15 protein-coding genes are annotated in these 19,715 nt (G+C 58.6%); 8 read left to right on the top strand and 7 right to left on the bottom strand.

Features of this window, described 5'->3' with window-relative positions:
- Nucleotides 1-115: 115 nt before the first annotated feature.
- Nucleotides 116-1,114 (bottom strand): LysR substrate-binding domain-containing protein, encoded by a 999-nt coding sequence (locus AC0L8N_RS07660; RefSeq protein ID WP_473667013.1) that lies wholly within the window; start codon nucleotides 1,112-1,114, stop codon nucleotides 116-118.
- A gap of 171 nt (nucleotides 1,115-1,285) precedes the next feature.
- On the bottom strand, nucleotides 1,286-2,605 hold the full coding sequence (locus tag AC0L8N_RS07655) for an MFS transporter (protein ID WP_473667012.1): 1,320 nt from the start codon (nucleotides 2,603-2,605) through the stop codon (nucleotides 1,286-1,288).
- Between the two features lie 147 nt (nucleotides 2,606-2,752).
- Between AC0L8N_RS07655 and AC0L8N_RS07650 the strand changes: the two genes are divergently transcribed.
- Both AC0L8N_RS07650 and AC0L8N_RS07645 read left to right on the top strand, forming a co-directional pair.
- On the top strand, nucleotides 2,753-3,967 hold the full coding sequence (locus tag AC0L8N_RS07650; RefSeq protein ID WP_473667011.1) for an amidohydrolase family protein: 1,215 nt from the start codon (nucleotides 2,753-2,755) through the stop codon (nucleotides 3,965-3,967).
- 107 nt (nucleotides 3,968-4,074) lie between these two features.
- Nucleotides 4,075-4,926 (top strand): MurR/RpiR family transcriptional regulator, encoded by an 852-nt coding sequence (locus AC0L8N_RS07645; protein WP_473667010.1) that lies wholly within the window; start codon nucleotides 4,075-4,077, stop codon nucleotides 4,924-4,926.
- 3 nt (nucleotides 4,927-4,929) lie between these two features.
- On the opposite strand, the gene AC0L8N_RS07640 is transcribed toward AC0L8N_RS07645, so the two are convergent.
- Genes AC0L8N_RS07640 through AC0L8N_RS07630 form a run of 3 tightly spaced genes read right to left on the bottom strand, consistent with a single transcriptional unit; the run spans nucleotide 4,930 to nucleotide 8,605 of the window.
- The gene (locus AC0L8N_RS07640; protein WP_473667009.1) at nucleotides 4,930-6,027 is read right to left on the bottom strand and encodes a dipeptide epimerase; all 1,098 of its coding nucleotides are present in this window, start codon (nucleotides 6,025-6,027) and stop codon (nucleotides 4,930-4,932) included.
- A gap of 11 nt (nucleotides 6,028-6,038) precedes the next feature.
- On the bottom strand, nucleotides 6,039-7,436 hold the full coding sequence (locus AC0L8N_RS07635; RefSeq protein WP_473667008.1) for a C40 family peptidase: 1,398 nt from the start codon (nucleotides 7,434-7,436) through the stop codon (nucleotides 6,039-6,041).
- Between the two features lie 2 nt (nucleotides 7,437-7,438).
- Nucleotides 7,439-8,605 (bottom strand): DUF819 family protein, encoded by a 1,167-nt coding sequence (locus AC0L8N_RS07630; protein ID WP_473667007.1) that lies wholly within the window; start codon nucleotides 8,603-8,605, stop codon nucleotides 7,439-7,441.
- A 229-nt stretch (nucleotides 8,606-8,834) separates the two neighbouring features.
- Here AC0L8N_RS07630 and AC0L8N_RS07625 point away from each other — a divergent pair, with 229 nt between their 5' ends.
- Nucleotides 8,835-9,104 carry a hypothetical protein gene (locus AC0L8N_RS07625; protein WP_473667006.1) on the top strand — a complete coding sequence of 90 codons (270 nt, stop codon included), beginning with the start codon at nucleotides 8,835-8,837 and terminating at the stop codon, nucleotides 9,102-9,104.
- Between the two features lie 315 nt (nucleotides 9,105-9,419).
- Nucleotides 9,420-10,667, top strand: a complete 1,248-nt coding sequence (locus AC0L8N_RS07620; protein ID WP_473667005.1) for an OmpA family protein — start codon at nucleotides 9,420-9,422, stop codon at nucleotides 10,665-10,667.
- Nucleotides 10,668-10,815: 148 nt separating this feature from the next.
- Here the strand turns inward: AC0L8N_RS07620 and ttcA are convergent, their stop codons facing one another.
- Nucleotides 10,816-11,658: a tRNA 2-thiocytidine(32) synthetase TtcA gene (gene ttcA, locus AC0L8N_RS07615; protein WP_473667004.1), complete on the bottom strand. Its 843-nt coding sequence runs from the start codon at nucleotides 11,656-11,658 to the stop codon at nucleotides 10,816-10,818.
- Nucleotides 11,659-11,817: 159 nt separating this feature from the next.
- On the opposite strand from ttcA, the gene AC0L8N_RS07610 reads away from it, so the two are divergent.
- Both AC0L8N_RS07610 and AC0L8N_RS07605 read left to right on the top strand, forming a co-directional pair.
- Nucleotides 11,818-13,161 (top strand): MFS transporter, encoded by a 1,344-nt coding sequence (locus AC0L8N_RS07610; protein WP_473667003.1) that lies wholly within the window; start codon nucleotides 11,818-11,820, stop codon nucleotides 13,159-13,161.
- Nucleotides 13,154-15,202 (top strand): CocE/NonD family hydrolase, encoded by a 2,049-nt coding sequence (locus tag AC0L8N_RS07605; protein WP_473667002.1) that lies wholly within the window; start codon nucleotides 13,154-13,156, stop codon nucleotides 15,200-15,202. The genes AC0L8N_RS07610 and AC0L8N_RS07605 overlap by 8 nt, the downstream gene beginning before the upstream one ends.
- A 9-nt stretch (nucleotides 15,203-15,211) precedes the next feature.
- On the opposite strand, the gene AC0L8N_RS07600 is transcribed toward AC0L8N_RS07605, so the two are convergent.
- Nucleotides 15,212-16,819 (bottom strand): phytoene desaturase family protein, encoded by a 1,608-nt coding sequence (locus tag AC0L8N_RS07600; protein ID WP_473667001.1) that lies wholly within the window; start codon nucleotides 16,817-16,819, stop codon nucleotides 15,212-15,214.
- A 156-nt stretch (nucleotides 16,820-16,975) separates the two neighbouring features.
- Here AC0L8N_RS07600 and AC0L8N_RS07595 point away from each other — a divergent pair, with 156 nt between their 5' ends.
- Together AC0L8N_RS07595 and AC0L8N_RS07590 are read left to right on the top strand one after the other, a co-directional pair.
- Nucleotides 16,976-18,058, top strand: coding sequence for an aromatic ring-hydroxylating oxygenase subunit alpha (locus AC0L8N_RS07595; protein ID WP_473667000.1), 1,083 nt, complete (start codon nucleotides 16,976-16,978; stop codon nucleotides 18,056-18,058).
- 94 nt (nucleotides 18,059-18,152) lie between these two features.
- The gene (locus tag AC0L8N_RS07590; protein ID WP_473666999.1) at nucleotides 18,153-19,676 is read left to right on the top strand and encodes an endonuclease/exonuclease/phosphatase family protein; all 1,524 of its coding nucleotides are present in this window, start codon (nucleotides 18,153-18,155) and stop codon (nucleotides 19,674-19,676) included.
- Nucleotides 19,677-19,715: the final 39 nt, after the last annotated feature.

Below are 19,715 nucleotides of genomic sequence, written 5' to 3'. Positions count from 1 at the left end.
CTGATGGTTCTGCGCGAAGGTTGTTGCGTGCAGTTCGTGCTGTAGACGACTCCACGTTAATCGGCAGCCAAGCTGGGGACAAACGAATAGAACGCGTGAGACACATGAGTAAATTTCATCTCTTCGCCGCGAATGACTGTAATACCCAATCACGCAACGCAATAACCTCCGGCCGTTGCAGCTGATTTTTTTCACAGACGAAGTAGTAGTTATCCGGCGTCACCAGCTCGTAATCAAAGAGACGCACCAGTCGCCCGGATTCAAACCAGCTACGGGCCATGGGCAGAGACACCAGCGCAGCGCCGAGACCCTGTTCTGCCGCGCGGGTAACGGCCGTCATTGAATCGAGACGAATGTAGTTACTGGTCTGAGGTACGCGTATGCCGGAGTTGTCGGACCACATTTTCCAGGCGTTAGGCCGCGTGCTGTGTACAACCATGGGTACCGCTTTCGCCAAATGCCAGCCAACAAGATTGAGTCCAGCTCGGAAGCCCGGCGAACACGCGGGCACCAGTCGTAACGGAAACAGGCGCTCGGCGGCAAGTCCCGCCGGAGGCGTGCGGAACAATCGGATAGAGACGTCCGCCGAGGCGGGGTGCCGCTCAGACACTTCGTTGCTGGTTTCAATGTGGATGTCGATGTGCGGGTACAGTTTCGTAAATTCGTTTAAGCGTGGGACGAACAATTCGCTGGCGAGAAACGGCTGCACAGAAACTCGCAGACTTGCATGCCGGTACTCGCCACGTAGTTGTTGAAATGCCTCGTCTATACGACTGACAGCATGATTGGCTTCTTCGAAAAGAAGTTCGCCGGCCACAGTGAGGGTGATGCTGCGGCCATTGCGCTCGAACAGTGGCACCTGCAGTTCCTGCTCCAGACTCTTGATCTGGTGACTGACGGCGGACGCCGAGACAAACAGTTCTTCGGCGGCGAGGCGAAAGCTCAGATGACGTGCGGCAACGCAGAAGGTGCGTATGCCGCGCATAGATGGCGGCCGGCGGCGTTTAGCCGGTGCGCGTGGTGCCGTCGATGGCAGAGGTACTACATTCATATGCAGGGTATCGGTCAGAAAGCGAGTAGCGATACTCTGACTTTGCACTTTTCGTACCAGCATTCTTGCGGTAGGGAATATACAGTAACTTGCGTAAATACAAGTAGTTAGGTAATTGCGTGCCGCTGACCTTGCACACTTTCGGGCTGCCGCCGGTTTCAGCTGCACAATCCCGGTGCAGTCAGCAGTCAGCAGTCAGCAGTCAGCAGTCAGCAGTCAGCAGTCAGCCAGTGGCTATTGGGCTTCGCTGAGTTGCGCGGCGGACCACGCGGCCAAACCGGACACGATGGCAAGAATGACGATAGCACTGGCACTGCCAAAGCCGGCGACCGCGCCAGCCAGTGCGCCGCCCAGCAGCAGCATGATGCCTATTACCGTGTTACTGACGGCGACATAGCTCGCACGGTTGTCGGCGGTAGCAATATCAACCAGGTGGGTTTTGCGGCCAAGGCGGACACCGGCATGGGCGATGCTTAGCAGGAAATAGGCGAGCGGAAACCACCAGAGCCCAGCACTCCGTTCGGCCAGCGACGCGACCCCGAACGTGACTATGCCGGTGAGCGCAGCCAAAGTAGCGGCGTACACCATTACGCGCCGACTCGAACGATCGGCCATCCGGCCCCAGAGTGGCGCACTAAGGAAACTCGCGGCTCCTGCGGCAATCATTAATGCGCCGAGTCCGGCGAGCGTATCGCCGGACGCGGTACTCATCAGGTTGACGTAAAACGGCGAGACCAGCGCTGTGGAGATCAGCAGAGTTCGAACGATGATGAAATTGCGCAGCTCCGCATCGTCGCGAATCAACGATAGCTGACTGATCGCTTCTGCAATGGCATTGCCGCCACCGTCAGTTGCACCCCGGTATTCGGCCAGCAAACTGTAGACGGCTGCGCCCAGTATCCACAAACCGCCGGCAGCAGATAACAGGAGCACGTAAAAGCCGAGGTCATGTTCGCCAACACCGGGCAGTAAACCGGCGACACCGACCGCCAGCACAATTGCGCCGCCCGCCGATGCCGCATAGCCGCTGACCGTGCCGCGACGGGTCTTGGCGATGGTCTTGCCGAGTACATCCTTCGAAGCTACGGAGCACACTCCGCGGGCGATACTGAATACAACGAGTAAGCCAAGTACAGCCCAGCCTGCAACGGCGCCTTGCAGTGACGTGATGACGACGGCCATCGCCGCGACGGACAGGCCCTGAACCATACTGCCAGCGACCCAGAACCACTTGCGCACGGCAACCCGGCGTATCGCGCTGGCGATAAACAGCTGTGGCAACAGCGACAATGACTCGCGTATAGGTACCAGCAACGCGAGCATGAAAGCGGGCGCGCCTATGTGTGTGAGCAACCACGCGAGCACGAGTTTCGGACTCGACAGCCAGTCCCCTGTAGACGTTGCTGTCAGCGAAACGACGTGCAGGAAAAAATTGCGAGGCTGCTCGCGGCAGGATTCGTCAGGAATGTCCTTGCAGACACGTGCATCTTCGTCGCCGGTTAACAGCGCGTATACGTCGCGAACGGGGCCAGGGTCGGGTCGGTTTGTGGTCATGTGTCTCCTTCAGCTGCGATTCTACGCAATCGACCTGCTGGCGACAGGGCAAATGTATACGAATGAAACCGCACGCAGGAAGTTTGCAATTGTTGCTGGATACCGCATTATCGCCCGATAGGCACCACAACTAACCCGAGGAATACCATGCGCGAGAAATTTCTGTTTGCTACCTGCCTTTTCCTGTTTTGCCTTGGATCGGCGACGGCCAGTGAGCAGGAAAAGTTCGCACTGACGAACGTGCATGTGTTCGATGGGGTAAGCAAACGAATTCTTCGTGATGCCACCGTGCTGGTTGCTGACGGCCGAATTGAGAAAGTGGAGCGCGGTAACGAGGTGCCGGCCGGGTACGAACGGATCGATGCTGAAGGCAACTACCTGATGCCGGGCCTGTTCGATGTGCATACGCACATCGATGACCTGGCTTCAGCAGAGCGTGCTCTGGCATCCGGTGTGACGACAGTGCGCTCTGCGAGTGTTGATGCATTCCAGGACGTTACGTTGCGGGAGCTTGTTCGCGCCGGCAAAGTGGCAGGACCGGACGTGCTTGCTGCAGGCGTCTATGTAACTCCCCATCTTGGTGACTCGGTGCTGGCGGATCCGCGGCTGGTTGCGTTGAGCGACGGGGTTAACACGGATGAAGAATTGCGTTTGCTGGTTCAGATCAACGCGGATCGTGGCGCCGACGTTATCAAGACCCGCGGTACTGAGCGGGCTGGACTGCCTGATACGGACCCGCGGCAACAGGTTTACACCGAACATCAACTGAAAGTTGTTGTTGACGAGGCCGCCCGCCACAATTTGCCGGTGCTGGTACACGCGCACGGTGACGAGGGCGCTCGCGCCGCTGTGCTGGCAGGTGCCCGCAGCATTGACCACGGTACTTATTTGTCCGAGGAAACATTGCGCCTGATGAAGGAGCGTGGAACCTGGTTTGTGCCGACCTGGACCACGATGAATGAAATGAACGAAGAGCAGTACGATTACGTATTGCGTTTGCGTGGCAAGCATATGGTGCCGCACCTTGAGCAGGCTATCCGCGTTGCACACCAGATGGGTGTGCGCATCGCTACCGGTGCTGACAATTCTTACCAGGCCAGCTCAATCAACCGTATTGCGTTCGAAGTTGAAGCGTTCGTACGTCTTGGTATGAGCAATTTCGAAGCCTTGCAGGCGGCGACCGTCAGCTCGGCAGAGTTGTTGGGCGTCGACGACCAGACGGGTCGTATTGCGGCCGGCTACGAGGCGGACCTGATTCTGTTGCCCGGCAATCCCCTGGAAGATGTCGCCGCACTGCAGGATGTCGTCATGGTCATCAGCAACGGTCGCATCGCTTTGCGAAGAATTCCTTTCGCGCTGTAGGTCGTGCGCACAAGCAGCGCTTGTACGTTGCGGCCCTGCAAATTATGCTTCGGCGCTCAGACTAAACCAGTCTTGTTCGGGGGTGGCGCGATCATCAGCCAGTATTGATGAGCTGTTTGCTTAAAATGCGTGCAGCGCGCGAGCAGATGTCCACCAGCGAAAAGAAACTGGCCGACTTCATTCTCGCGAATTCGGCGCTTATTCGTGATTACTCTTCGCAACAACTGGCGAGCTCGGTGGGCGTCAGCCAGTCCAGCGTTGTCAAATTCAGCCAGAAGCTTGGCTATAAAGGCTTCACCGATCTCAAACTCGCCATTCACGAGACCGTGGTTCGGCAGGACAGTGGCGGCGCGGAAGAGCACGAACTGGCCCACGGCCAGCACCCGGTACAGACCATCCCGCAAACCGTTCTGCACAGTAAATGCGAAGTGCTGGCCAGCACGGGTTTGCTCAATGACGACGAGTTCTTGCTTGCTGCTGTAAAGGCGATTGAATCTGGCAAGCGGTTTCAGGTCGCGGCTGTCGGTCCCGCAACGCTGGTGGCGAAAGATTTCGCGAGCAAACTGATCGTGCTTGGCTACCCGGTGTTCGCTGAGCCTGAATCGTATATACAGCTTTCCGGCGTCGCGACTTTGGGCAAGGGTGACGTTCTTTTCGTCATCTGTGCGTCTGGCCAGACGCGCAGCCTGATTCACATTGCACAACAGGCCCGCAAAGCGGGTGCCTCGGTAGTTACACTGACCGCCTACAACACGAGTCCGCTAAATGCGTTGGCTGACATACGCCTCTATTCTGTCTCGCAAAACGGCGAGCCGAATATGGCTCAGATACTGGAGCCGGTTTCGCAGCAGCACGTGATTGATCTCTTGTTCTATCACCTGGTAGAACGCAACGAACGCGGCCGGGAACTGCTGATCCGTGATCAGAAAGCCCAGGCGGAGTTCGCGAAGCATGATTGACGGCTAGAACGAGAAATCGACCAGACCGTCAATTCCGTCGATGCCCAAACCCGGCGCATTGCTCAGCGAGATTTCCGAGTTATCAAAGTGGGCGCCGCCCCTCACCGGGTTAATTGCTGCCCAGCTTGGGCCATCAAGGTCGATCTTGGTAATGCTCTGCGATTTGGCAACGGCTACATGTGCTGCCGCTGATACGCTGATCGCACTTTCCAGCATGCAGCCAATCATGCATTCCATGTCATAGACGGCAGCCATGTCGGCAATCTTGATGGCGTTCGAAACTCCACCCGTCTTCATCAGCTTGATATTGATGATGTCAGCGCCGCGCATTTTGATCAGATCGATCACTTCCTTGGGCCCGAATGTACTCTCGTCCGCCATTACCGGGGTGGTGACCCGCTCCGTCACGTATTTCATGCCATCGATATCGTCGCCTTTTACCGGTTGTTCGATGAACTCCAGTTCTACCCCGCTTGCTTCCAGCTCGCGCAGCGCAGACACGGTTTTCTTCGGTGTCCAGCCCTGATTGGCGTCCAGTCGCAGTACGGCCTTGCCATCGACGGCGGCATGTATGGCCTTGATGCGCTCGACATCCAGGTTGATGTCCTTGCCGACTTTGATTTTCAGCGTTTCGTAACCCAGCTCGATGGCCGCCAGCGAGTCATCGACCATTTTGCGGATGTGGTCGACGCTGATCGTGATGTCAGTGGAGAGCTGCGGCTCGCCGCCACCCAGTACTTTGTAGAGTGGCCGATCCATCTGTTGGGCGAACAAATCGTACAGAGCAATTTCCACCGCGGCTTTGGCGCTGGTGTTCTTGTAGAGCGAGCGTTGAATGATGTCGACAACCTGATTCAGGTTTTCGATGTCCTGTCCCATTATCTTCGGCATGATTTCGTTGCGAATTGCCGCAACGATCGAGGCGTGAGTTTCACCGGTGATGACGGCGGTGGCTGGCGCGCTGCCATGACCAACGTGGCCGGTGTCTGTCTCGATTCGAATCACCGCGTCTTCTATGTGATCAACTGTGCGCAGCGCCGTCTTGAACGGCGTCTTTAGCGGGATCTTCAGCAGGCCGTAGGTGATGCCGGAAATTCTCACGGGGTACTCCGCTAGTTGATGGTCTTGATGTTGTAAATTCGGTCGAGGTAACGGGTTTCTTCCGAGAGCTGCATCGGCAGCAGCGGCGTCACTGACACGCCGTGTAGCAGGCCGCGATACAGCTGACCGTTGGCGTCGAAATAGCTAAGGCCGGCGACATCGTGAATCAGGTACGGCTGGCCATTGTCGTTACCGATGTACATGGCGACATGCCCGGGGAGGTACAGCATTGCGCCGGGGCGCAGGGCATTGACTGCCGGCATCTTTTCGGCAGCTGTTGTTGCGTCGTCGAAACGAACGTTGTCGCCGGCGACGCTGCGCCCCTGATCGCCGGAATTGCGAGGCATCAGTATGCCGAACGATTTGTAAATTTCCGACACGAAGCCAGTGCAATCGCGACCGTTGTAGTCGTGCCCCCAACCGTAGCGTTCCCCCAGAAACTTGAACGCCTGGCGAAGGACGTTGCCGTGGGTATAGGGCAAAAAGCCTTTGCGCACGTCCTGGCCGCGGCCAATCAAAGCCGGTTCGATACGCAGTGATCCGTCGTCGTTGCGCACCGGCAGGCGCACAACGTAGCTGGCAGAAGGGTTTTGCCCGTGCAGGTTGTGACCGACTTCACTGGCGGACATCAATGGCAGACGTACACCCATGTCGAGCTGTACTTCCGAGGTGGCGGGCTGGTGCGGGTTGTAGTTCGTGTACGCCTTGCTGCCGGTTACCAGCAGGAAATTATCCGCGCCAACAAAATCGACAACGACGCGCCGCTCGCCCGTTGCCACGCGGTCCTTTTCTATCCAGGCGGCATAGTTATAGGACTGCACGAAAAGCCACTGCCCATCGGTGCTCGCGTGCAGGATGGCGACTGCTTCACCGGGAAACAACGCATGCTCCTGAAATCGATCGAGATCGAAAGAAGATTCGGCCGAGACAACTTTGTCCCGCGTTGGGAAGGTGCGCATATCGGTGCGTGCAATTACCAGGGCAAAAGCCGGTTCAACGGTGGCGGGTATGGCATCGAGGTTCAGCGCAGCGAGGTAGCGGTCGTAGTCGGTAGCATCAAGCGCCCGGCCATCCGGGAGAAAACGGTCATAGCTTGACGGCTTGCTGATGGAGGTTACGAGCCCTGCCACGGTGCTGCCCGCAATTTGTTGCGGGTAGTCGGCCAGCGACACCATGGTCGGGTCGTTATCGAATGCGGCCTTGTTAAAGTCGACGATCGACTCCCGATCCATCAGAACCGCGTCAGGCCGATTCAGTTTAGCCAGCCAGAAGTCCGCGCTAAGGTGCTTTTCTTCAATGCCAACCACATCGGTATCGAAGTCTGTCGTGACGCCAGGCGCGTGCCCGCAGGCAGCCAGCAATACGCATGAGAGAAGGAGAGTTGCAACGCTTGGTTTCATGGTGTCCATTTTTATCCAGCCAGTAACGCAAGTATGCGGGCGACAACAAGACCGCCAGCGGTGCCGACAACGTAGCCCAGCAGTGCCATCAGTACACCAATGGGGATGAGTACGCGGGAGTAAGCGGCCGCCAGTATGGGTGCGGAAGCAACGCCGCCGATATTTGCCAGAGACGCGACGCCACAAGTAAACAGATCGAGCCGAAATACCTTGGCGACGACGACCATGAGTATGCCGTGCACCAGCAGAATAATCAGACCGGCAAATATATAGAGCGGCGCCTGCGCCAGCTCGGCAAGGTCGGCCCGTGATCCTACCAGCGCGACAATCACGTACAGCATAAGCGACGAAAGCTGCACGGAACCGACCATTTTCCCCAGTGGCGTCAACGCGCCGACAATGCCAAACACGGTAACGACGATCACGGTCCAGCTCGTCGTCGTTATGAACGCGGTAGTTGGCATCAACTCGGCGATGTATTGCGACAAGGAAGACAGCAGCAAGCCAAGACCGAGCAAAAAGAGCAATGCTGTCGTGCTGGGGCCGCTTTCATCGGTGGATTCTTCTTTCTCCAGACGGGCACCAATGGCATCAAGTTGTTCCGTTGTGGCTCCCGTCCATTGATTGAAGCGTTGCGCCAGCGGCACCAGCGCCAGCAAGATCGCAACCCACAAGGCGTAGTCGATCGAGTCGATAAGCAGCGCATAGCCCATCATTGAATCTTCAACGTTGAGTGCCTGTTGCAGCGCGACCATGTTGCCGGTGCCGCCCATCCAGCTGCCACTAAGGGCACCCATTGTGCGCCAGGCTTCGCTGCCCATCAGGTCGCGCAGCAATGCGAACGACACAACGAAGCCGCAGCCAATACTGATTGATGCGGCAAAAAAGCCGCCGAGCATGCGTCCACCGAGTCGACGAATCTGTCGCAAATCGCTTTTTAGCAGCATCAGGAAAATCATGGCGGGCAGCAGGTTGTCTTTGACACCGGCATATACGGTGTTGACGCTGTCGGTTTTTTGCCAGACACCGAAAGTCGACAGCACCATCACGGCGAGATACAGCAAGACAATGGGCGGCAAATACTCGAAAACGCGAGACGGCCAGCGTTGTTCGGCAAATTTCAGTGTACCCGCGACCGCTACCAGTACCGCCAGGTAGGAAAATCCACTTTCCAGCAAAACAGGTCCTCCTCCGCGCACAGACTGCAACAGTCCGGCAGGAATGATTTATTCGGATAGTACCCGGCACGGCGCAGCGCGGCTATGCGGCGTTGCGCTGTACCAGATTGCAGCAATTTCGTGTCTTGAACCCGTAGCGGCAGCGTACGCACAGGCCCTGCAATCCCCGGACTGCAGCACGGAGTTGCGTGCCCGGTGCTCTGTATTAGCGAACGCTGCGGTAAAAACGGTGTCTAAACGCAGACACTTCAGTTGGACGGTGAACACCTTGCTGCCAGTTGGCCTGTTCGTTTTGCTGATTCTCGTCGCCTGTGCACCGTTGAACGAGGCACAAAAGGTGGAGCGCGAATACCGTCGCGCCGAGTACCGCGCCGAATTCTTTGACTACCGTCAGGCCTGCGCAGAATTGGGTGGCACGGTTGTCATCCGCTCAAACCGTCGAATCAAGCCTGATCGGGTCCCGAAGTTCGGTGACAAATATCACTGCGAGGTGCCTTGAAACCTGCGGAAAAACGCTAAAACTTGCTGGTTTTCGAACCACATTGCGTGGCTGGACCAGCCAGCAGAGCGGTGAATGTTAACTATTGCAAACTGTCATTGCGTTCTGGCCGCATTGTGATAGTTTGCCGCCGCTTGTCACGGGTACGTGGGTGTTTGGGAATGTTCCCGCCAGTCGCTTGCTCGTTTTAATACGGACGAATTCGCTACCTTGCAGGCCGCTTTGCCGGTTCCAATGGGAGCGTGTTCGCCGTGCTTCGTTTGTGCAATTTCGGCGATTTACCTGCAGTGCAGAATTCGCCATTGGAGAGTCTCCATGAAATATTTTTCGCATGCCGTCCTGTTGCTGACGGTTATTCTGTCATCTCAGGCGCTTGCCGATGCCCAGCCTGGGCAAGGCTATTTTTCGCCGATGGCAAGCTTTATCGACGACGATCCCGAGCGTGGCGTTGACGATGAAGTGTCGGGTGGCCAGTTGGGTCTGGGCGTGGTGCTGAACGACGCGTGGAACCTCGAGGCCATTCTGCAGGCCGCCAATATGAACGGCTTTACCTCACAGGACCAGTTTGCGATCGGTGTCGATCTGCAGCGCGTGTTCAATCGTGAAGGCAAGGTTAGTCCTTACCTGTTCTTCGGTGTTGGCTACATGGAAACCGAAATCAGCGGCATGCCGACCCGCGACGGTGGCATGGGTTCATTGGGCGCGGGCCTGCTCGTCGACATGTTCGGCGATAGCGATGTGGCTCTGCGACTTGAATACCGGCACCGCACCGATGACGCTCTGTCGACGTCCCTGTCCGACAACATGGCGAGCGTTGGTTTGCAGATTCCGTTCGGTAGCAAGACCGTCAAGTTTGTTGATACCGATGGCGACGGCGTTGCCGACGCCGGTGATCGTTGCCCGTCTACGCCGCGCGGCGTAATGGTTGACGCGAACGGTTGCGAACTCGACTCTGACGGCGATGGCGTGAAGGATTCGGCTGACAAATGTCCGAACACGACAGCCGGTGTTCGCGTTGATGCATCCGGTTGTGAAGTCGACAGCGATGGCGACGGCGTAGCGGACAGCAAAGACAAGTGCCCGAACACACCGCGTGGCGCGAAGGTTGATGCCAGTGGTTGTGAGCTGGACGACGACAAAGACGGCGTTGTGAACCGCCTCGACAAATGCCCGAACACCCGTGCGGGTGCGCAGGTTGATGTCGCTGGTTGCGAGATCAAGGAAGAGATCAGGCTGCCGGGCGTGAACTTCGAGTCAAACTCTGATCGTTTGCTGCCGGGCGCAGAGCGGGTATTGAACGATGCGGCTACAACATTGCAGCGCAACCCTTCAATCAGTGTTGAAGTGGCTGGTCATACCGACAGCGACGGCGCTGCCGCCTACAACGAGAGCTTGTCACAGCGTCGTGCCAGCACGGTTCGTGACTACCTGGCTGCTCGCGGTGTTGCCATGAACCGCATGACGGTTCGCGGTTACGGTGAAGCCGAGCCCGTTGCCAGCAATGCCAACGCAACCGGCAAGGCAGAAAATCGCCGCGTCGTGCTGCGGATTACCGACCGCTAGAACGCAGTCGTTGCAAGACATTGGCCGGGATGCGCAAGCATCCCGGCCTTTTTTTATGCTCGAAATAGTCAGAAAATTCAGCCGCCTGGATTCCGTGCACCGGGCGGGCAGCCGATGCCGGGTTGTGCGCGGCTAGCCGTTAGGCGATCTAGCCGATCGCCCCAATCTGCGGCGGATCGAAAGCGATGTCGAGTTCGGTCAGTTCATCGGCGCGGTCGATCGTCAGGCCGGCAAAGTCGTAGAGATCGGTATCGAGCATGTGACTGCGCGTGACTCTTTGCATCGATTTGAAAATGCTGACGACGCGGTTGGGTGATTCGCGCTCCCATTCCCGCAGCATCTTTTTGATTTGCACACGTTCCAGGTTCGGCTGGGAACCGCACAACGTGCAGGGGATGATCGGGTACTGACGTTCTTTCGCAAAGCGCGCGATATCCCGTTCCCGGCAATACACCAGCGGCCGGATAACTATGTTTTTCCTGTCATCGCTGATCAGCTTCGGCGGCATCGTTTTCAGACGCGACCCGTGAAACATATTGAGGAACATCGTTTCCACGAGGTCATCCATGTGATGGCCCAGGGCAATCTTGGTTGCACCGATTTCCTGCGCAGTTCCATACAGTGTGCCGCGCCGCAGGCGAGAACAGAGCGAGCACATCGTCTTGCCCTCGGGAATGCGGTCCTTGACGATGCGATAGGTGTCTTTCTCGACGATGCGGTATTCGACACCGAGCTCATCGAGGTACTCCGGCAGTACGTGCTCAGGAAACCCAGGCTGTTTCTGGTCGAGGTTCACGGCGACCAGCGAAAAATTGACCGGCGCACTGCGCTGCAGCCCGAGCAGCAGGTCCAGCATCGTGTAGGAATCCTTGCCGCCGGAGAGGCAGACCATGATCTTGTCACCTTCGGCGATCATGCCGTAGTCGGCAATGGCTTCGCCGGCCTTGCGGCGCAATCGTTTGTTCAGCCTGTTGAGTTGATCGGTTTTCATGGACGTCAGGTTCGCTGTTGATAACGTCACCAGTGTAATCGAAAGGGACCCGTCTCCGCGCTGTCGTTTCGATGGGACGTTCTGTGTCGTGTGGCATGGTCGTGTTGTGCACGATATGGATCGGAAGCCCCATCGTCGGCCACTTTCTGGCAGCATGCAGTGTCGGCTGAGCGCCGCATCGTTAATGGGGTATCCATGCAGGGACTCGAACGGGTAGATCGGGACAGCGGCATTCGCTGGCGCATAATGCTCCTGATTGTTGTTGCGAGTTTCATCGCCTACCTGCTGCGCAGCAACATGTCGATCATTGGCGAAGACCTGATCGCCGACCTTGGCCTTACCGAGCAGCAGCTCGGGCTGATCTTCTCGTCCTTCGCCGCTGGCTACGCCCTGTTTCAGATACCCGGCGGCTTTTTGGGTGACCGCTTCGGCGCACGCCGGGTACTCGCTATTACCGCATTTTGCTGGGGCACGCTGACGCTGCTGACCGGAATGGTGCCGGGAACGGCGAGCGTGGCGACGGGTGTGGTCCTTGGCGCGCTCGTTATTCTGCGCTTTCTGGTGGGCGTGACGCAGGCGCCGTTATTCCCGGTCACCGGCTGCGGTGTTGTCTCCAACTGGTTTCCCATCGGTGGTTGGGGTTTGCCCAACGGGCTGTCGAGCACGGGCCTCACTCTCGGCGCTGCGGCCACCGCGCCGTTGATGGTCTGGCTGATCGAGTTGTACGGTTGGCGTGGCGCCCTGTTCGTCACGGCCCCGGTAGGGTTTGCACTTGCGGGTGTCTGGTGGTGGTACGTGCGCGACTACCCGAAGGAACATCGGTCGGTCAATGCGCGTGAATTGCAGCTGATTGACGCAGGGCGGTCACCGGTGCCGACCGAGGCGGCGAAAAACGCCTGGCTGATCGCGTTACGCAACCCGGATGTCTTGCTGCTGACGATCAGCTACTTCTGCATGAACTACGTGTTCTACCTGTTCTTTAACTGGTTTTTCTACTACCTCGTCCAGGTGCGTGAGTTCAGTGCGCAGGATGCCGGCATACTGACCTCCGCGCAGTGGATACTGGGTGCAATCGGCGCGACACTCGGTGGGCTTGTCTGTGACCGGCTCAGCAAGCGCTTCGGCTTGCGCTGGGGGCCGCGCTGGCTGGCAATTCCCAGTCTGTTGATGTGTGCCGTGCTGTTGTACCTCGGCGCCAACGCGACGACCGTAACGATGACGGTTACTTTGCTGTGCATCTGCTTCGGCTGCACGCAGCTCACCGAGGCGGCGTACTGGGCCACCACGATTGCTGTATCGGGTCGGCACGCGTGTTCAGCGGGCGGTGTGCTCAATACTGGCGGTAACTGTGCGGGCTTTGCCGGCGGCTTGCTGGTGCCGTTTGTTGCCTACCATTTCGGCTGGACCATGGCGGTATCGACCGGCGCGTTGTTCGCCTTACTCGGTGCTGTGCTTTGGTGTTTCATTCGCGGTGATCGAACGGCAGGCGGTGAGCATGCGTAAACTCTGTCTCGTGCTGTCGGCGGTAGCGGTATTGGCATTCGCGGCGTGCAGCACATCGCCGGCTCAGTTGTCGCAGCCCGCCATGATTCCGATGCCGGACGGTACGCAACTCGCCGCCGATATCTATTTGCCGACATCCGGTGCCGGGCCGTACCCGGTGCTGCTCGAGTACCTGCCGTACCGGCGAGTTGAATCGCGATCGCGAAACCTCCAGCTGTATTCCTACTTTCTCGAGCGCGGCTACGCTGTCGCGCGGGTTGATATCCGCGGTACCGGCAACAGCGAAGGACGGCTGATTCCGCACGAGTATTCGGTGCAGGAACTGGATGATGGCGAAGTCGTCATCGACTGGCTGTCAAAGCAGACATTTGCCAACGGCAACGTTGCTGTATTCGGAATTTCCTGGGGTGGTTTCAATGCCATTCAGCTGGCAGGTCGGAACCCGCCCGCGCTCAAGGCGTTCATCGCGGTGGACGCGACCGAAGACTTGTACCAGGAAGACGTGCACTACATCGACGGTATTCTGCACGTCGATTCGTGGCTGATGAGCCAGGAGGTGGATAACGCACGCCCGGGTGCGCCAGAGTTCAAGATAGACGAGGCCTACTTTAAGAACCGCTTCGACACCGAGCCATGGACTTTGACCTATTTGCGGCACCAACGTTACGACGAGTTCTGGAACCGTGAATCCATCCAGAATATTTACGGAAAGATCAAAGTACCGAGCCTGCATATCGGCGGTTGGTATGACGGTTATCGCGGCAGCCTGCCGCGCATGCTGGAGAACCTGAATGCACCAGCGAAAGCCATCATCGGACCGTGGACGCACGCGTTCCCGCACGACCCGTGGCCGAACCCGGGCATGGAATGGCGCGACGAAGCGGTGCAGTTTCTCGATCAGTGGCTGCGCGGTGTCGACAACGGCTATCACGATGGTCCCGAACTCGTGGCCTACATGCGCGACTGGCATCCGCCGCAGACCGATCTCGATTACATCGACGGGCGCTGGAAGAACATAGCTGAATGGCCACCCGCCAATGCGGATACCCTGACCTTGCACGCTCAGGGCGATCACACGCTGACAACTTCAATGCCAGCTGACGCGGCCGTTCACGCGCTGCAATACCGGCCATCGACAGGCATCGAAGCCGGCGGGCCGGTCATGTGGTGGGGCGACATTGCGCCGGACCAGCAGCCGACCGATAAGCACAGCCTGGTCTATGACAGCGAACCACTCAATGAGGCTGTGGAAATACTGGGCTTGCCACTGGCACACCTCAACGTTGCCGCGAGTGCTGAGCGCGCCAACTGGTTTGTACGCTTGTCCGATGTCGCGCCGGATGGGCAGGTGACCCTGATTACCGGCGCCGGCTTCAACGGCACGCACCGGAACTCAGCGAGCAAACCGCAAAGTGTCATGCCCGGCGAATTTTTCCCGCTGGAGATCGAGCTGCATTTCACGTCCTGGGTGTTTGCAAAAGGACACCGGATTCGTGTCTCGATCAGCAACGCGCAATGGCCGATGTTCTGGCCCACGCCTGAACTGATGAGCACCGAGCTGCGGGTCGGCGGCGATAGTGGTGCACGGATTTCGTTGCCTTTGCTCCCGGCCGACAGCATGCCGGCCGCGGACTTTTTGCCGCCGGCTGATAACCCGGTACTGGACGGCTACACGACGCTCAACAGTGGTAACGCCTCCGGCTATGGCGAGGTGTCGGCTATCAAGCGCGACCCGAAGACCAATGAGGCCGTGGTAACGCTGGAGAACTCGTCGTCGTCCCGTTTTCCCTGGGGCATCGAAACCTGGCGCGAATCCATTGAGCATCGAACCTCGGACGAGCACCCGGAAAACACAGCCGTGCGCGGCCAGCACAGCATCGAAATGCAACTTCCGGATCGCACCTTGTTATGGGAAGGCGAGCTGTACTTGCGCAGCGATCGCGAGAATCTGTACTACGACTTTCGGCGTCGTCTTAGTCAGGATGGCAAGCAAATCCGCGAAAAGCGCTGGACGGAAACCATTCCACGCGATTACCAATAGGTCCGCTCGTCAACGGCGGTCTGCCAGAATGCGACGAGCAGCGTTATAGCCGGGTGCGCCGGTGACGCCGCCGCCGGGGTGGGTGCCGGCACCGCACAGGTACAAGCCCTCTATCGGCGTTCGGTATTGCGCATAGCCCGGCACCGGGCGCATGAACGACAGCTGGTTGATGCTGATATCGCCGTGAAAAATATTACCTTCGGTAATCCCGAACGCCTGTTCGAGATCGAGCGGCGTATGTACCCGACGGGCGATGACTGAATTGCTGAAGCCTGGCGCGTAGCTGTCGATGATGGCAGTAACCCGGTCACCGAGGACTTCGCGCTGCTCGTTCCAGCCGCTGTCCGCCAGCGTGTAGGGCAGGTATTGCACGAAGCAGGTCATGACATGCCGGCCGTCACTGCAGAGGCTGGCATCCACGTTGGAGGCAAGCACGCAGTCCACCCACAGGTGCGCGGGCAATCGTCCCATCAAAGCATCGTGGTAGGAGTCTTCGGCTTCCAGTAGCGACGGCGGCAGTGTGAACAACGAGCGTTCCGTCAGTGAGTGGGTCGCTGGCATGCCGGTTACTTGCGGTTCGGCATCCATGACAAAATTAACCTTGCCGCAGGGGCCGTTCATCTTGATCGCTTCGACGGCGCGAATAAAATCGTCCGGCAATGCCCCGCGGTCGCACAGTCCAAGAAACGTACGTTTGGGGTCGGCATTCGAGACGACCAGTGCGGCGTCTATTGTCGTGCCGTCGGTCAGAGTGACACCGCACACACGCGACGCTTTGCGATCAATACTCCGAACTTCCGTGTCGCAGCGGATGGTGACGCCACGATCGCGACAGGACTGGGCCATGGCCTGAGTAATGGCACCCATGCCGCCGATCACGTGGCCCGCGAAACCCTGGCGTTCCTCTTCACCGCCGGACAGCAGATGAAACAACAGGCCCATGGCGGTACCCGGCTGGTACGGGCCGCCGTGTTTGCCATACAGGCTGTTGGATAGGATGAGCCGCTTGATGGCATCAGACTCGAAGCGCTCGTCCAGCAGGTCGCCGAGCGACATCGTCATGAAACGGGTCAGGCCCGCGACGTCACGACCGGCAATGCCCTTGAAGGGTTTGGCCATGCGCCAGAGTTCGCCGATACGCGCCAGGCCCTGACGCTCGGGGTCCGGTGGCGGATTCAGGAAAAACGGCTGCAGGTACAGCGCGAGTCGGCGCAGTTCGTCGTCGAGTGCGAAGAACGCATCGACATCGGCGGGCGCGATTTCTCGCAAGTGCGTTGCCAGTTTGTTGCGGTCACCCCACCACGACACGACGCGGCCATCCGGGAGTGCGGCCTGCACACCGGGTTCGCAGGCGACCATACGCAACCCGTAGTCCGCAAGCCGCAAGTCGCGGATCACTTCCGGTCGCAACATGCTGGCGATATAAGACGCCGTTGACACCCGGCATCCCGGCGCCTTCTCGCTGTCGATTTCTTCAGTAACAGCACAGCCACCGACGACAGAGCGGCGCTCGAGGACCAGCGTGCGCAAGCCGGCAGCGGCGAGATACGCTGCCGTCGTCAGGCCGTTATGGCCAGCGCCAATGATGATTGCGTCGTATTTGTTGCTGGCCGGCATTAAGGCGTTCCATTCGGGTTTGTAGGTGTAGCGTAGCGGCTAATGCCACCTGCTCAAGCATTTTCACCACGATATGGAATACCAGCGGCAGGGCCGGTAAATGCTCTGTGATAATCTGCGCCAACTCGCAATTCGCAGCACGGACTACGGCGGCCGATGGAACAGACATTGCATCGCGATACCTATCTGGAGCATTCCTGGTTCAAGCAGGAGTGCCGCGATATTTTCTCAGCCGAGTGGTTTTGCGTGGCACGCAGTGAAGAACTTCCGGCGGTCGGCGACTACCGCACGTTGGCACTCGCGGGCGAACAGTTGCTGCTTGTGCGTGGTGAAGACTCAAAGTTGCGTGCGTTCTACAACGTTTGCCGTCACCGTGGTTGTCAGCTGATTGACTCGACCGATGCCAGCGTCAGCAGCGGGCATTTTCGCAAGCGCATTCGGTGTCCCTACCACTCCTGGTCCTACGGTCTGGACGGTAGTCTGCAGAATACGCCGCACATCGACGTCGACAAGAGCGAGCTGCCTTTGTACGGCGTACCGCTGCAGGAATGGGGCGGCTTCATTTTTCTGCGTTTATCAAGAGAGGCGGATAATTCAACGGGAGTCCTGCAGCAGCTGGGCCCGATCGTCGAACGCGTTGCGCGCTATCCGCTGCATGAACTGCAGAGCCACTGGCGGCACGAGTATCGGGTAGCCGCCAACTGGAAAGTCATCCTCGAAAACTACAACGAGTGTTATCACTGCGCGGGCGTGCACCCTGAGCTGTGCACGGTAGTGCCGGCTTTCCGCGAGAAAGGCGCACACGGTCTGGACTGGGAAGCGGGCGTGCCGCAACGCGAGGGCACGAACACGTTCACGATGACTGGCAAGACCACGCGGCCGCCAATGCCCGGTCTGAACGAGGTAGAGAAAGTCCGGCATTTCGGCGAACTGATCTACCCAAACCTGATGTTGAGTCTGGCGATGGACCACGCGGCGGCGTTCCTGTTGTTCCCGCTGGGTCCGGAAGAAACACTGATTGATTGCCGTCTGTTGTTCCACCCGAATGCCATCGAAGCGGCGGATTTTGATCCGACGGATTCAGGCGACTTCTGGCACCTCGTGAATGAGCAGGACTGGCGCATCTGTGAACGCGTGCAACGTGGCATGCATTCGGCACCGTTCGAACACGGCTACTACGCCCCGATGGAAGACCTGAGTCTGGACATACGCAACTACGTCGCGACCCGCATGAAGTAGCCGCTGGCCGCAGCGGAAGCTGTTGACCGTTTACTTCGCAGATTGCGGCCGAAGACCAGTCCTTAGCCGTAATCTGTACTCCGGAGATAAGCGCATGCTCGTTGCCGGTCGTCGTTTTGTTGTCGTCATACTGTTTGCCGTTGCGGCAGCAACATCATTGACGGTGTTGGCAACGTGCGCAAGCAGGTACGAACACCCGGCCGCGTCGCCGCAGGTAACCGCGCTGGATGGCGTTGCCACGCCACTGCGGATCATGTCGTTCAACATTGAACTGGGCGGCGCGTACGTCAGTTTCGACAGCGTCATCCGCGCGATCAAGTCTGCGGACCCGGACATCGTTGCCTTGCAGGAACCGTACGGCGAGCTCGGGATAATTGCCGGGCAACTTGGCTGGCACTACAACCTGCGCAACCACATTGTGTCGAGATTCCCGCTGCTGGACCCGCCGGAGGCCGACGGCATTTACCTGCTGGTAGAAGTTGCGCCCGATCAGGTCGTAGCGGTTGCGAACGTGCACTTGCCATCCGATCCGTACGGTGAGGACTGGATAAGGGATGGCAGATCACTGGCTGACGTGGTTCAGCTCGAGCAGCAAGTACGGTTACCGGAAATGCAGCGATACCTTGCGGTGCTGCCAGTCTTGCAACGCCAGAAAATCCCTGTGTTCGTTGCCGGCGATTTCAATTCACCAGCTGCGGCCGACTGGTCGCCCGCCGCAATCGTGAAATACCCGGCTCGCCGCTACCCGGTCAATTGGCCGGTAGCTGCGGCCATTGCGGCAGCGGGCTTTCGCGATAGCTACCGCGAGGCGTATCCCGACCCGCTATTGAACCCGGGCTTTACCTGGTGGGCAGCGCGACCGCCATTGTCCGGTTACGATCCGGAGGCAGAAGGTGCCTGGCAGAGCCGGATCGATTTCATCTGGTACGCCGGTCCTGCAAAACTGCAAAGCGTTCGTCTGGCGGGAGAGAGCGGTGCTCAGGATGTTGCCGTGCCCGTCGATCCGTGGCCCAGCGATCACCGCGCGCTCATCGCGGATTTTCAGGTCGTCGCCGCTCCGGCGCCAGCCATCGTGACGTCTGAGCAACGCATATACCGGAGCGACGAACCAGTCGTTATTCGCTTCAGCGGTATTGCCGCGAGTGCCTACGTGACTGTAAGCCAGCACGGCAGTGCGGCAACGGAGCGCTACCCCATCAGCCACAAAACCCGCCAGTTGTCTCTGCCACCATTGGCGATCGAAGGTAGCTACGACATCGTGCTCGTTGACGAGGCGGGCAGGCAGCTTGGCAGTTCGTTGCTGTCGGTCGTAAATGACCCGCCGGCGGTGGCCATGAGCAAAGACCGCTATGCCAGCGGCGAACCGCTGCTCATCAGTTGGCGCAACGCACCGGGATACCGCTACGACTGGCTCGGCGTATTCGCTGTAGATGCAGATTCAGGGGCGCTCGTCTGGCAGCACATTCGCGCGGCGCTCAACGGCACGACAACCCTGTCAGCGGCGTCAGCCGACGGTGTGTGGTCGTTGCCGCCGGGCCGCTATACCGTGCGCTTGTTGCTGGATGACAGCGATACGGTTCTGGCCGAGACGCATTCGTTCAGTATCGCTGCTCCCTGAGCGCCGGGTCGCAGTGGACGCTGTAGCTCAGGGTGATAA

The sequence above is a fragment of the Woeseia sp. D3-10 genome (assembly GCF_055809415.1).
The sequence above is the reverse complement of the archived record's forward strand: the minus strand, read 5'-3'. Positions and strand labels throughout refer to the sequence as shown.

What these genes read in the sequence shown, in the direction of transcription:
- AC0L8N_RS07600 (WP_473667001.1), bottom strand. Translation starts at nt 16,819, where the DNA reads ATGCCGGCCAGCAACAAATACGACGCAATCATCATTGGCGCTGGCCAT.
- AC0L8N_RS07645 (WP_473667010.1), top strand. Translation starts at nt 4,075, where the DNA reads ATGAGCTGTTTGCTTAAAATGCGTGCAGCGCGCGAGCAGATGTCCACC.
- AC0L8N_RS07655 (WP_473667012.1), bottom strand. Translation starts at nt 2,605, where the DNA reads ATGACCACAAACCGACCCGACCCTGGCCCCGTTCGCGACGTATACGCG.
- AC0L8N_RS07620 (WP_473667005.1), top strand. Translation starts at nt 9,420, where the DNA reads ATGAAATATTTTTCGCATGCCGTCCTGTTGCTGACGGTTATTCTGTCA.
- AC0L8N_RS07605 (WP_473667002.1), top strand. Translation starts at nt 13,154, where the DNA reads ATGCGTAAACTCTGTCTCGTGCTGTCGGCGGTAGCGGTATTGGCATTC.
- AC0L8N_RS07650 (WP_473667011.1), top strand. Translation starts at nt 2,753, where the DNA reads ATGCGCGAGAAATTTCTGTTTGCTACCTGCCTTTTCCTGTTTTGCCTT.
- AC0L8N_RS07660 (WP_473667013.1), bottom strand. Translation starts at nt 1,114, where the DNA reads ATGCTGGTACGAAAAGTGCAAAGTCAGAGTATCGCTACTCGCTTTCTG.
- ttcA (WP_473667004.1), bottom strand. Translation starts at nt 11,658, where the DNA reads ATGAAAACCGATCAACTCAACAGGCTGAACAAACGATTGCGCCGCAAG.
- AC0L8N_RS07590 (WP_473666999.1), top strand. Translation starts at nt 18,153, where the DNA reads ATGCTCGTTGCCGGTCGTCGTTTTGTTGTCGTCATACTGTTTGCCGTT.
- AC0L8N_RS07635 (WP_473667008.1), bottom strand. Translation starts at nt 7,436, where the DNA reads ATGGACACCATGAAACCAAGCGTTGCAACTCTCCTTCTCTCATGCGTA.
- AC0L8N_RS07595 (WP_473667000.1), top strand. Translation starts at nt 16,976, where the DNA reads ATGGAACAGACATTGCATCGCGATACCTATCTGGAGCATTCCTGGTTC.